Source organism: Streptomyces sp. NPDC093600, from assembly GCF_044764755.1.
Lineage (GTDB): Bacteria > Actinomycetota > Actinomycetes > Streptomycetales > Streptomycetaceae > Streptomyces.
The window spans coordinates 96,842-110,056 of record NZ_JBIWIU010000002.1 but is presented as its reverse complement, the minus strand read 5'-3'; the positions used below and the strand labels follow the sequence as shown (position 1 = coordinate 110,056).

General features: G+C 71.1%; 8 protein-coding genes. 2 read left to right on the top strand and 6 right to left on the bottom strand.

Features of this window, described 5'->3' with window-relative positions:
• Positions 1–11 precede the first annotated feature (11 nt).
• Positions 12–2,279, top strand: a complete 2,268-nt coding sequence (locus ACIRB4_RS06105; RefSeq protein WP_403288783.1) for a CDP-glycerol glycerophosphotransferase family protein — start codon at positions 12–14, stop codon at positions 2,277–2,279.
• Between the two features lie 60 nt (positions 2,280–2,339).
• Positions 2,340–3,881, top strand: coding sequence for a hypothetical protein (locus ACIRB4_RS06100; RefSeq protein WP_403288781.1), 1,542 nt, complete (start codon positions 2,340–2,342; stop codon positions 3,879–3,881).
• Between the two features lie 76 nt (positions 3,882–3,957).
• Here ACIRB4_RS06100 and ACIRB4_RS06095 read toward each other — a convergent pair whose 3' ends face one another.
• From ACIRB4_RS06095 to ACIRB4_RS06070, 6 genes are all read right to left on the bottom strand, one after another.
• The gene (locus ACIRB4_RS06095; RefSeq protein ID WP_403288779.1) at positions 3,958–5,751 is read right to left on the bottom strand and encodes a DNRLRE domain-containing protein; all 1,794 of its coding nucleotides are present in this window, start codon (positions 5,749–5,751) and stop codon (positions 3,958–3,960) included.
• Positions 5,752–5,912: 161 nt separating this feature from the next.
• Positions 5,913–7,352, bottom strand: a complete 1,440-nt coding sequence (gene obgE / locus ACIRB4_RS06090; protein WP_403288777.1) for a GTPase ObgE — start codon at positions 7,350–7,352, stop codon at positions 5,913–5,915.
• Positions 7,353–7,459: 107 nt separating this feature from the next.
• Positions 7,460–7,714 carry a 50S ribosomal protein L27 gene (rpmA, locus tag ACIRB4_RS06085; protein ID WP_403288776.1) on the bottom strand — a complete coding sequence of 85 codons (255 nt, stop codon included), beginning with the start codon at positions 7,712–7,714 and terminating at the stop codon, positions 7,460–7,462.
• Between the two features lie 14 nt (positions 7,715–7,728).
• Positions 7,729–8,049: a 50S ribosomal protein L21 gene (gene rplU / locus ACIRB4_RS06080; RefSeq protein ID WP_114036861.1), complete on the bottom strand. Its 321-nt coding sequence runs from the start codon at positions 8,047–8,049 to the stop codon at positions 7,729–7,731.
• 199 nt (positions 8,050–8,248) lie between these two features.
• A complete protein-coding gene (gene galU, locus ACIRB4_RS06075) occupies positions 8,249–9,160 on the bottom strand; it encodes a UTP--glucose-1-phosphate uridylyltransferase GalU (protein ID WP_403288775.1) in 912 nt (303 codons plus the stop codon).
• A 95-nt stretch (positions 9,161–9,255) separates the two neighbouring features.
• Entirely contained in the window at positions 9,256–13,206 is a 3,951-nt protein-coding gene (locus tag ACIRB4_RS06070) for a ribonuclease E/G (RefSeq protein WP_403288774.1), read from the bottom strand.
• Positions 13,207–13,215 lie beyond the last annotated feature (9 nt).

Here is a 13,215-nt window from a genome sequence, read left to right as displayed (position 1 = left end):
ACGGTATTGAGATGACACAGACGCATTCTTCCTTCAGCTCCGCGACGCCGCGGTTCAGCATCATCGTGCCCACCTTCAAGGTCGAGGCGTTCCTCCGGGACTGCCTGGACTCGGTGTTGGAGCAGTCGTTCCGGGACTACGAGCTGATCGTCGTCAACGACTGCTCTCCGGACGGGTGCGGGGAGATCATCGACGAGTACGCGCGGGCGGACTCCCGCGTGGTCGCGATGCACCTGGAGAAGAACGTCGGTCTCGGCAAGGCCCGCAACGCCGGCATGGCCCAGGCGAAGGGCACGTACCTGCTCTTCCTCGACAGCGACGACACGATGCTGCCCGGTTCGCTGGCCGCCATCGCCCAGCGCATCGAGGAGACCGGCGACCCGGACCTGGTCGTCTTCGACTACTCCCGCACCCACTGGGACGGCCGCGTCGCGCCCAACAGCCTGGCCCACGTGCTGGCCGAGGCCGCGAAGCACGGCTCCTTCACCCTGAAGGAGCAGCCGGAGCTGCTGATGCTGCTCCAGGTGGCCTGGAACAAGGCGTACCGCCGTGAGTTCATCGAGCAGTGGGGCTTCCAGTACCCGAGCGGTTACTACGAGGACACCCCCTGGACCTACCCGGTGATGATCGCGGCGGAGTCGATCTCCGTCCTCGACCGGGTCTGCGTCTACTACCGCCAGCGGCGCCAGGGCAGCATCCTGCACTCCACCAGCCGCAAGCACTTCGACGTGTTCGACCAGTACGACCTCGTCTTCGAGTTCCTCGCCCAGAACCCCCGGTTCGACGAGTGGCGGGCGACGATGTACGAGCGGATGATCAACCACTTCCGGGCGGTCGAGTCCTCCCCCGGCCGTCTCCCGGACGACGCCCGCGCCGAGTTCCGCGAGCGCTGGCAGGTCGCGGACCGCACCCACCGCCCGGAGGGGCTGGCCGAGATCAAGCCCAAGGGCGCGCTGATCCCGGCCAAGCACCGGGCGAAGGCCCGCAAGACCGTCCACGCGCTGCGCAAGCAGAAGTCCCTGGGCGCGCGGCTGAAGCGGAAGCTCCGCAAGCGGGTGCTCTCCGCCTACTACCGCGCCCAGCGGATGCTGCCGATCCAGAAGGACGTCGCGGTCTTCTCCGCGTACTGGGGTGCCCGCTACGCCTGCAACCCGGCGGCCATCGACGAGAAGATGCGTGAGCTCGTCCCGGGCATGCGTGCCGTGTGGGTCATCAAGGACGGCTCCGACGCCCTCCCGCCGAAGGGCACCGTCACCGTCCACCCGGGCTCGCTCGGCTTCTGGAAGGCGATGGCCCGCGGCAAGTACTTCGTCAACAACGTCAACTTCGCGCCCTCCGTGGTCAAGCGCCCCGGTCAGGTCCACCTCCAGACGCACCACGGCACCCCGCTCAAGCGGATGGGCGTCGACCTGGCGGAGTACCCGGTCGGCCGTCGCGGCATGAACCTGCAGCGTCTGATGGACCGCGTGGACCGCTGGGACTACAGCCTGACGTCCAACAGCTTCTCCACCGCCATCTGGGACCGCGCGTACCCCTCGTACTACGAGCCGCTCGGCTACGGCTACCCGCGCAACGACATCCTGGTGAACGCCACCGCCGAGGACGTGGCCGCGGCCCGCAAGAAGGTCGGCCTCGCCGAGGGCGCCAAGGCGGTCCTCTACACGCCGACGCACCGCGACTACCACGACGGCCCCCAGCAGATGCTGGACCTGGACCGGTTCGCCGGGGCCCTGGGCGAGGAGTGGACCGTCCTGGTCCGGGCGCACTACTTCTACTCCCAGCAGAGCCTGCTCGCCGGGGGGACCAGCGGCAGTGCCCGGCTGGTGGACGTCAGCGCGTACCCGTCCGTCGAGGAGCTGTACCTCGCGTCCGACTGCCTGCTGACCGACTACTCCTCGGTGATGTTCGACTACGCCAACCTCGACCGGCCGATCGTGATCTACGCAAACGACTGGGAGGTGTACCGCACCACCCGCGGCAGCTACTTCGACATCACGGTCGAGTCCCCCGGTCTGACGCTGCGGACCGAGGAGGAGCTCACCGAGGCCTTCACCTCCGGCCGCTGGGACAGCGAGGAGTCCGACAAGGCCCGCGCCGAGTTCCGCAAGAAGTTCTGCGAGTTCGACGACGGACGAGCGGCCGAGCGGGTCGTGCGCAAGGTGTTCCTCGGCCAGGACGGAGTCCCGCCGATGCTGCCCCTGGGCGAGCGTCCGGTGCCGCCGCGCCCGGGCCAGGAGCAGCCCGCGCCGCCGCAGCCCCGGGACCGCGAGACCGTCTAGACCGATTAACCTGTTCGACTGGTCCATCCGTCCGCCCTCGATCAGCCCTGCGGAGCCGAGTTGAAACTCCCGCGCATCCCCTACCTCAGCAAGCAATGGGAGAGGGTCCCGCAACAGCGCCGACTGCCCCTCGCCGTCTACGCGACGACCCAGGCGCTGTTCCTGCTGTGGTGGGCCGCGTTCTACCCCGGCGCCCTGAGCTACGACTCGATCACCTACGTCTGGCACGTCACCACCGACAACTGGATGTCGAACCACTCCGTGGCCTACGACGGCCTGGTGTGGCTGTCGCTCAACGTCACGGGTGATCTGGCGGTCCTGACGCTGGCCCAGACGATCGCCATATCGGCGACGCTCGCCTACTGCGCCGGCACCCTGCGGGAGTTCGGGGTGCGCCAGAGGTGGGCGGCCATAGCCGCGGTGGTGCCCGCGCTGGCTCCGCCGACGGCCGTCTTCGTGATCTTCGTGTGGAAGGACGTGCCGTTCGTCATCGGCGCGATCCTCGCCTTCGGTGCGGCGGGCCGCCTCGCGGCGCGCCGCGCCCGCGGCGAGCAGGCCGAGCGGGACCGCGTGTTCTACCGCGACGTCGCGCTGCTCTTCCTGGGCTTCCTTGCCCTGGCCGTGTTCCGGAACAACGGCCTGCTCGTCGCCGTGGTCGCCGCGCCGATCCTGCTGCTCGCGCTGCCGAAGATGCGCCGGTGGGTGGTGGCCGCGACGGCGGTCCCGGTGATGATCATGCTCACGCTCACCACCGTGATCTACCCGGCGGCCGGTGTGAAGTCCCCGCCGAAGGACGCCGTGTACGCGTTCTTCTACGCGGACATCGCGGTCGCGTACAAGCAGCGCCCCGGCTTCTTCACCAAGGAGGACAAGGCGCTGATGTCGGACATCGCGCCGCTGTCCCACTGGGGCGGCCGGGCCGGCAACTGCTACAACGCCGACTGGGCGATGGAGTCGCCGCCGATGGACCGGCCGCTGGCGGCGAAGCGCAACGACGAGCTGATGGCCCTGTGGCAGCGCGTCATGAAGCGGACGCCGGACCTGGTCATCGGCGCGCGGGTGTGCCGGGCGCACATCGCGTGGGCGGTCTTCCCCGGCCCCAAGGAGCTGCGGGCGAACACGCTGCTGAGTGACCCGCAGACGTCGAAGACGCTGTTCAGCTACCTCAAGTGGAACGAGGAGATCAAGAACAGCGAGTACCGCCCGATCCTGAAGATCCGCCCGCTGTCGGAGCCGCTCCACAAGGTCGCCGACTTCTCGTGGCGGGCGAGCAAGGTCCCGCAGCTGCAGTGGCTGCTCTTCCGCGGGGCGATCTGGTGCTACGCCACGTACGCGATCGTGCTGCTGTTCCGGCGCCGTACGAAGCTGCCCGGAACGTTCGCGCTGCTGTCGATCTCGCTGGGCCTCCAGCTGACGGTGCTCGCGGCCAACCCGGCGCCGCTATGGCGCTACATGATCGGCCCGATCTTCATCGGCATCCTGCTCCTGCCGCTGCTGGGCGCGAAGCCCCGCTTCGGCAAGCAGACGGACCCGAAGACCCGGAACACGCCGAACCGTGAGAGCGAGCCGGAGCCCGAAGCGGTTCCGGCACCGGTCGCCTGACGCCGGCGGCACACATGTGAAGGGCCCGGCCCGACCCCACGAGGGGTCGGGCCGGGCCCTTTCGTCACTCCCGCGGCTACTGGTAGGCGGGGACGGCCCACGTGGCCTTGTAGTGCCGGTCCGACGTGGTGGAGGCGACGCTGATCGTCTCGGCGCTCGTGTCCGGGGCGCCGGGGTCGACGAACCGCAGATACGCCGTGGTCCACACGGGGTAGGTCGTCTGCGCCTCGGGGCACCCGGCGGTGTCCTGCGCGCAGGTGGAGAGGACGGCCCCCGACGACGGGTCGTTGCCGATGCTCTTCACCAAGCCACGGTTGTTGACCAAGCGCTCCTTGGCATAGTCCGTGCACCAGCGGTTCTTCTCGGTGACAAGCCCGGACTCGGGCCAGCGGCCCGGGTTGGTGCCCGTGTGGCAGAGGGCCGCGCCGCTCTTCGAGAACTGGGTGATGCCACCGTTGCCGCCGATCCAGAAGCGGTCGGTGTTGCCGTAGACCGGGCTGAGGTCGTGCCCGTACGCCGGCTTGCTTCCCGCCTGCTTCGGGAGAGGGTAGGACGTCCCCCACCTGAGGTGCCCGTCGACGTAGTCGTACCTGACGAGCAACTCGGTGCCGATCGCCCACAGCGAGTTGGTGCTCGGGTCGAAGACGACCTCGTGCGCGCCGAGGAGTGAGGTCTCCTGGACGGGAGTGGAGCTCCAGGCGCCCGGCCTCCCCTGCGCCTTGGAGTAGACCGCCAGCCCGCCGTGGATCCCCTCGCCGCCGAAGACCCTGTCGGCGAACGCGGCGACGACGGTGCCGTCGGGCAGCATCTCGACGCCGTGCAGGTCCTTCGTGGTGTTGCCCACATTGATGGCCCAGTGGTAGCCCGCGAGCGAGGGGTACGGGATCACCCCGAGGAAGCCGCTGGCGCCGTCACCGGTGACCAGGACGGTCTCGGTGCCGTACGGGCCACCGGGACGCAGCTTGTGCGAGGTGCCGCCCTCCCAGCTGTCGCCCTTCAGCGTCGTGTCGAAGACCGAGTGGTACGCGTCGGGGATCCAGCGCTGGTACGGCCCGGAGCTCGGCCACACGGACGGCTTGGTCGAGTCGTAGAACTCGAGCGCCGGGTGCGCGGTGGGGTAGTTGTTCGGGTACGCCGGGCCGTGGTCGTTGCCGGTGATGACCGGGGTGGAGCCCTCGTTGAACTCGACTTCGAGTGTGGGCGCGTTGTACGCGGCGTGGCAGGCGTAGTCACCGCCGACCGGGTTCATGGAGCAGAACTCCTTGTAACCCGTGCTCTTGTCCTCGACGGCGCTCAGGCGGATGCCGTGGTTGGCCAGGGTGCCGTTCGCCCAGCCGTGGACCCAGTCGGTGACATCGACGCGCTGGATGCCGTTGGACGCGGCGGGGTTCGTCCTGTTGGGGACGTCGGGGCAGTCCGCGTGGCCGAGACCGAACCAGGTGGCCTTGCCGGCCCCGACCGCGGGCTGGTTCGCCCAGGTGAGGGTGGACTGGTTCCACGCGGACGTCACGGGATACACGCCCATCCACGCCTTCGCGGCGCAGTCGGACACGTACGAGTTGTAGAGGCGCAGGCTAGCGCGCTTGATCGGCGCGCCCCGGAGCTTGGAGACGTCGAAGCTCAGGAAACCGCGGTACTTCGTCGCTCCGTTGTCGGGGGTGCCGACGCGCAGGATGTGCCCCTGGGAGTGGTCCGCGCCGCTGGTGCTGCTGACGTAGGTGTCCTGCAGTCGCTTGATGATGTTGCGGGGGCCGGTCTGCGTCATGGGCGAGACCGTGGGCGTCGCCGCCGCGGCGGCCGGCTGCGCGTCCAGTCGGCCGGACACGACGGCCGGCGTCGGCGGCGCGAGCAGGGAGGCGGCGAGAATCACGCCGCCTCCCGCGATGAGACATCTTCGAAGGAACCGTCCGGGCAAGGACCGGTGCACGAGGAGGCCCCCCTCTTTCTGTCGTGTTGCGCGATGTGATCAACGCACGACAGCCTCGCACCCGCTTCTGATCGTTGTCCACGGCACCGATCGCATCGGTGCTGCTAGAACGGGTTGAACTCGTCGAACTCCTGCTGTGCCTCGTCCCGCTCCGCATCGCGGTCGCGGCGGCGCTGCGCCGCCGGGCGCGGGGCTTCGAGGCGGTGGTCCTCGCCGCGGCGGCCGAGCATCTCGGCGCCGGCCATCATCGTGGGCTCCCAGTCGAAGACGACCGCGTTGTCCTCGGAGCCGATCGCGACGCCGTCGCCCGCGCGGGCGCCCGCCTTCATCAGGGCGTCCTCGACGCCGAGGCGGTTGAGGCGGTCGGCGAGGTAGCCGACGGCCTCGTCGTTGTTGAAGTCGGTCTGGCGGACCCAGCGCTCCGGCTTCTCGCCGCGCACGCGGTAGACCTCCTCGTCCGCGTCGTACGTGACGGTGAAGCCCGTGTCGTCGACCGCCTTCGGGCGGATGACGATCCGGGTCGCCTCCTCCTTCGGCTTGGCCGCGCGCGCCTGCGCCACGATCTCGGCGAGGGCGAAGGACAGCTCCTTCAGGCCCGTACGCGCCACGGCGGACACCTCGAAGACCTTGTAGCCGCGCGCCTCCAGGTCCGGGCGGATCATGTCCGCGAGGTCCTGGCCGTCCGGGATGTCGATCTTGTTGAGGACGACGATCCGGGGACGGTCGTCGAGCCCGCCGTACTGCTTGAGCTCCTCCTCGATCACGTCGAGGTCGGTGACCGGGTCGCGCTCGGACTCCAGCGTCGCCGTGTCCAGGACGTGGACGAGGACCGAGCAGCGCTCCACATGGCGCAGGAACTCCAGGCCCAGGCCGCGGCCCTGGCTGGCGCCCGGGATCAGGCCCGGCACGTCGGCGATCGTGTACACGGTCGAGCCGGCGGTGACGACGCCCAGGTTCGGGACGAGGGTGGTGAAGGGGTAGTCCGCGATCTTCGGCTTGGCGGCCGACAGGACGGAGATGAGCGAGGACTTGCCCGCGCTCGGGTAGCCCACCAGCGCCACGTCGGCGACGGTCTTCAGCTCCAGGACGATGTCCCGCGCCTCGCCGGGCTCGCCGAGGAGCGCGAAGCCGGGGGCCTTGCGCCGGGCGGAGGAGAGCGCGGCGTTGCCGAGGCCGCCGCGGCCGCCCTGGCCCGCGATGAAGGTGGTGCCCTGCCCGACGAGGTCGGCCAGCACGTTGCCCTGCTTGTCGAGGACGACGGTGCCGTCGGGCACGGTCAGGACGAGGTCCTGGCCGTCCTTGCCGGAGCGGTGGTCGCCGGCGCCGGGCTGACCGTTGGTCGCCTTGCGGTGCGGGGAGTGGTGGTATTCGAGCAGCGTCGTGATCGACTGGTCGACGACCAGGATCACATCGCCGCCACGGCCGCCGTTGCCGCCGTCCGGGCCGCCGAGCGGCTTGAACTTCTCCCGGTGGACGGAGGCGCAGCCGTGGCCTCCGTTACCCGCGGCGACATGCAGTTCGACGCGGTCCACGAAGGTGGTCATGGGTGTGCCTCCATCTACTTACGTGCGGAATGTCTATCTAGTAACACGCGAAAGGCGGACCCGCTTCCCGTTACGGGAAGTGAGGTCCGCCTCCGCAAAAGAACCGATCAGGCGACCGGAACGATGTTCACGACCTTGCGGCCACGGTGGGTGCCGAACTGCACCGCACCGGCGTCGAGCGCGAACAGCGTGTCGTCGCCGCCACGGCCGACGCCCGCGCCCGGGTGGAAGTGGGTGCCACGCTGGCGGACCAGGATCTCACCGGCGCTGACGACCTGACCGCCGAAGCGCTTCACGCCGAGCCGCTGAGCATTGGAGTCGCGACCGTTCCGAGTGGACGATGCGCCCTTCTTGTGTGCCATCTCTCCTCAGTCCCTTACTTCGCAGCCGTGGGGATGCCGGTGACCTTGATCGCCGTGTACTGCTGGCGGTGGCCCTGGCGACGGCGGTAGCCGGTCTTGTTCTTGTAGCGAAGGATGTCGATCTTCGCGCCCTTGTGGTGGTCCACGACCTCGGCCGTGACCTTGATACCGGCCAGGACCCACGGGTCGCTGGTCACGGCGTCGCCGTCGACAACGAGCAGGGTCGAGAGCTCGACCGTGTCGCCAACCTTGGCAGTGGAAATCTTGTCAACCTCAACGATGTCGCCGACAGCAACCTTGTGCTGGCGACCACCGCTGCGCACGATGGCGTACACGCGGATCTCTCTCTCACTCGGGAACGGTCCCCTGATGCCAGCCGCTCACACGGGCCGGGGCCCGCGGTGATCCGGAAGTGGACGAGCGGCCTCTCCCGGCGGACCGGGAGGAGGGTGCTCAGGGGGGTGGCGTGCCATACGACACGCCGACGGTCAAGGTTACGGGCCGGTGCGGCGGGGGGTCAAATTCGGGTGACCGTCACGCTTCGGCGGTCTCCGCGACGAAAGCGCGCAGCCAGGTGCGGAACTCGGGGCCCAGGTCCTCACGCTCGCACGCGAGACGCACGATCGCCCGCAGATAGTCGCCGCGGTCGCCCGTGTCGTAGCGCCGCCCCTTGAAGACGACACCGTGCACCGGGCCGCCCACGGCCTCGTCCCGCGCCAGCGTCTCCAGGGCGTCGGTGAGCTGGATCTCCCCGCCCCGGCCCGGCTCGGTCTCGCGCAGCACGCCGAAGACGGCCGGGTCGAGGACATAGCGGCCGATCACGGCGTAGCTGCTCGGCGCCTCGGCCGGGTCCGGCTTCTCCACCAGGCCGGTGATCCGTACGACGTCGGCGTCCTCGGTCGGCTCGACGGCGGCGCACCCGTACAGATGGATCTGCGCCGGGTCCACCTCCATCAGGGCGATGACGCTGCCGCCGCGCTGCGTCAGGACCTCCAGCATCCGGGCGAGCAGCGGGTCGCGCGGGTCGATCAGGTCGTCGCCCAGGAGGACGGCGAACGGCTCGTCGCCGACGTGCGGGGCGGCGCAGAGCACCGCGTGCCCGAGGCCGCGGGGGTCGCCCTGCCGGACGTAGTGCATGGTGGCGAGCTCGCTCGACTCCTGCACCTTCGCCAGCCGCTCCTCGTCGCCCTTGCGGGTGAGCGCGGACTCCAGCTCGTGGTTCCGGTCGAAGTGGTCCTCAAGGGGGCGCTTGTTGCGCCCGGTCACCATGAGGACGTCCGACAGACCCGCCGACACCGCCTCCTCCACCACGTACTGGATGGCGGGCTTGTCGACGACGGGCAGCATCTCCTTGGGAGTGGCCTTCGTCGCCGGCAAGAACCTCGTGCCCAGGCCGGCGGCGGGGATGACCGCCTTGCGGACACGCGTGGTGGGGATGTTGTTCATCGGGCTGGTTCCTGTTTTCCGAATCTCGTGTCAAAGCCGTGTGGGCCGTCCTCGGGCGAGGACGGCCCACACGGGCCGGCTGCGTCGGGGCCCCGTCAGTCCTGCGCGGGGGCCGCGGTCTTCTTGGCAGCCTTCTTGGCGGTCGTCGTCTTCTTCGCCGCCGTCTTCTTGGCGGCCGCCGTCTTCTTCGTGGCGGCCTTCTTGGCGGTGGCCTTCTTGGCCGTCTTGCGCGCCGTCTTCTTGGCCGGGGCGGCTGCCTCGGCCTCGGACGCCTCCTCGGACACCTCGCTCGCGGGCTCGGCGGCGACCGGGGTCTCGACCACCACGACGGCGGCCTCCTCGGCACCGGCCGGGGATCCGGCGGGAGCGGTGACCTTGCGGACCACACGGCGGCGGGCCTTCGGCGGGGCGGCCACGGGGGCCTCCTCGACGACCGGCGCCGGCTCCGGCTCCGCGACGGGCTCGGGCGCGGCGACCGGCTCGGGCGCGGTCACCACGACCGGCTCGGGCTCGACGACGGGCGCCGGGGCCGGGGAACCGGCCGGGGCCGTGGCCTTGCGGGTGGCACGGCGGCGGGCCCTCGGCGGGGCGGCCACGGGGGCCTCCTCGACGACCGGCGCCGGCTCCGGCTCCACGACGGGCTCGGGCGCGGCGACGGGCTCCGGCGCGGCCTCGACGACCGGCTCGGGCTCCACGACGGGCTGCGGCTCGACGACCGCCGGGCCGGCGGGCGCGGAGACCTTGCGGGTCGCCCGGCGACGACCACGTCCGCGCGTCGCGGCGGCCTCGGCCTCGGCGGCGCTGCTGTAGAGCTCCTCGTCCGGGCGGAAGGGCTCCTCCACGGCGACCGGAGCGGCGACCTCCGCGGCCAGCTCGGCCTCGGTCTCGCCGGCCTCTTCCTCGGTCTCCACCGCCACGGCGTCCTCGACGTGCTCGTGCTCGACGCCGCCGCGGCCACGCTTCTTCGCGCGCTTGCCGCCACCGCCGCCACCCGGCGCGGTCGGCTGCTCCATGTGCACGATCACGCCGCGGCCGTTGCAGTGGACGCAGGTCTCGGAGAACGACTCCAGGAGGCCCTGGCCGACCCGCTTGCGGGTCATCTGGACCAGGCCCAGCGAGGTGACCTCCGCCACCTGGTGCTTGGTCCGGTCCCGGCCCAGGCACTCCAGGAGGCGGCGCAGCACCAGGTCGCGGTTGGACTCCAGGACCATGTCGATGAAGTCGATGACGACGATGCCGCCGAGGTCGCGCAGGCGCAGCTGGCGCACGATCTCCTCGGCCGCCTCGAGGTTGTTCCTCGTGACGGTCTCTTCGAGGTTGCCGCCCTGACCGGTGAACTTGCCGGTGTTGACGTCGACGACGATCATCGCCTCGGTCTTGTCGATCACCAGCGAGCCACCGCTCGGCAGCCAGACCTTGCGGTCCAGCGCCTTCATCAGCTGCTCGTCGATCCGGTACGTCGCGAAGACGTCGACCTCGCTCGTCCACCTGGACAGGCGGTCGGACAGGTCCGGCGCGACATGGGAGACGTATCCGTGGATGGTCTCCCAGGCGTCGTCGCCGCTGACGATGACCTTCGAGAAGTCCTCGTTGAAGATGTCGCGGACGACGCGGACGGTCATGTCCGGCTCGCCGTAGAGAAGGGTCGGCGCGTTGCCGCTCTTCGCCTTCTTCTGGATCTCCTCCCACTGCGCCTGCAGACGCTCGACGTCACGGCGCAGCTCGTCCTCGCTCGCGCCCTCGGCGGCGGTGCGCACGATGACGCCCGCGTCCTCGGGGACGATCTTCTTGAGGATGGTCTTCAGACGGGCGCGCTCGGTGTCCGGGAGCTTGCGGCTGATGCCGGTCATCGAGCCCTCGGGGACGTACACGAGGTAGCGGCCCGGCAGGGAGACCTGGCTGGTGAGGCGCGCGCCCTTGTGGCCGATCGGGTCCTTCGTCACCTGGACGAGGACGGACTGGCCGGACTTGAGGGCGGTCTCGATGCGGCGCGGCCCGTTGGCCATGCCGAGCGCCTCGAAGTTGACCTCACCGGCGTACAGGACGGCGTTGCGGCCCTTGCCGATGTCGACGAAGGCGGCCTCCATCGACGGCAGGACGTTCTGGACCTTGCCCAGGTAGACGTTGCCGACGTACGAGGTGGCCTGCTCCTTGTTGACGTAGTGCTCGACGAGCACGTTGTCTTCCAGGACGCCGATCTGGGTGCGCTCGCCGTTCTGGCGGACGACCATCACGCGCTCGACGGCCTCGCGGCGCGCCAGGAACTCGGCCTCGGTGATGATCGGCACACGGCGACGGCCCTGCTCGCGGCCCTCGCGACGACGCTGCTTCTTCGCCTCCAGACGCGTGGAGCCCTTGATGGACTGCACCTCGTCGGACGGCTCGGCCTTCTCGCGGGCGGGGCGCGGCTCGCGGACCTTGACGACCGTACGGACGCCCTCCTCCTCGCCGGCCTCGGTGTCGGTGTCGGCGGAGGCGTCACCGCTGCGGCGGCGACGGCGACGGCGGCGCCGGGAGCTGCTGGTGCCGGCGGCGGACGGGGTGCCGCCCTCGTACTCGTCGGACTCCTCGCCCTCCTCCTCGGACTCCTCGTCCTCGGCGTGGGCGACTCCCGGCTTCTCGGCCTCCTCGGACTCCTCGTCCTCGGCCTCCTCCGCCTCGGTGAGCTCACCGCGGCGACGGCGACGGCCGCCACGGCGGCGTCGGCGGGACGGCCGGTCCTCGTACTCGTCGGACTCCTCGGCCTCCACGGCCTCGGGCTCCTCCGCCTCGACCTCGGGCTCGTCGGCCACGGTGGCCGGGACGGGCTCGACGGCGACGGGCTCGGCGGCCTCGCCACGACGGCGACGGCGACGGCGGCCGGTGGGCTCGGCCTGCTCTGCGGGCCGGACGGCCTCGACCGTCTCGACGGTCTCCTCTTCCTCGTCCGGCTCCTGGACCTCGGCGGCAGCGGCGGCGGCCGCGGTCTCCGGGGTCTGGAACATGGGCTCGGTGAAGACCGGGGCCTGGAAGACGGCGACGGCGGGGCGCGTGGCGCGGCGGCGGCGCGGCGGCTCCTCGGCGGCCGGGGCCGTGGGGGCGACGGTCGGCTCGGAGGTGAACTGCGGCGAGGTGGCGCGGCGGCGGGTACGGCCGCGGGTGGCGGCCTTCTCGGCGGCGGCGACCTCGGGCTCGCTCTCGTCGGCGGTGATCTGCGCGACGGTCTCCTCCGGCAGGCTCTCACCGGCCGGAGCGGCCTCGGGCGAGGTGGCCTTGCGGGTGGCACGACGACGGGTACGCGGCGCGGGCGCGGCCGGCTCCTCCGCCGGAGCGGCCTCGGCGGGGGCCGCCTCCACGGGCGCCTCCGCGGCCGGGGCCTCCGCAGCCTGCTCGGCCGGGGCCTCCGGCGACGTGGCCTTACGGGTCGCACGACGACGAGTACGCGGCGCGGGCGCGGCCGACTCCTCGGCGGGGGCCGCCTCCACGGGCGTCTCCACGGCCGGGGCCTCCGCAGCCTGCTCGGCCGGAGCCTCCGGCGACGTGGCCTTACGGGTCGCACGACGACGAGTACGCGGCGCGGGCGCGGCCGACTCCTCCGCCGGAGCGGCCTCGGCGGGGGCAGCCTCTACAGGCGCCTCCGCGGCCGGGGCCTCCGCAGCCTGCTCGGCCGGAGCCTCCGGCGACGTGGCCTTACGGGTCGCACGACGACGAGTACGCGGCGCGGGCGCGGCCGACTCCTCCGCCGGAGCGGCCTCTACGGGCGCTTCGGCGACGGGCGTCTCCACGACGACCTCGGCGGCGGTGTCTGCGGCGACCGGGGGTCCGGCCGGGCGGGAGGCCGCGCGGCGCCTGCGGCGGGGCGGCAGCCTGTCACCAGGAGCGTTGTTGTTCTCTGTGTCTTCTTCGTGCTGCTCGAGCATGCGGGGTTCTCCCGTCACGCTCCCGGGCGCCGCGCCTTGTTCCGGTCCGGCGGCACGATCGCGCGCGATGCGCGGTACCGCCGTCCGGGGCGCGGGCGCCGCACGGGAGCTGATGTCTGGCTCGCCGGTTCCGTACGCCCTGTGCATACGGCCTGG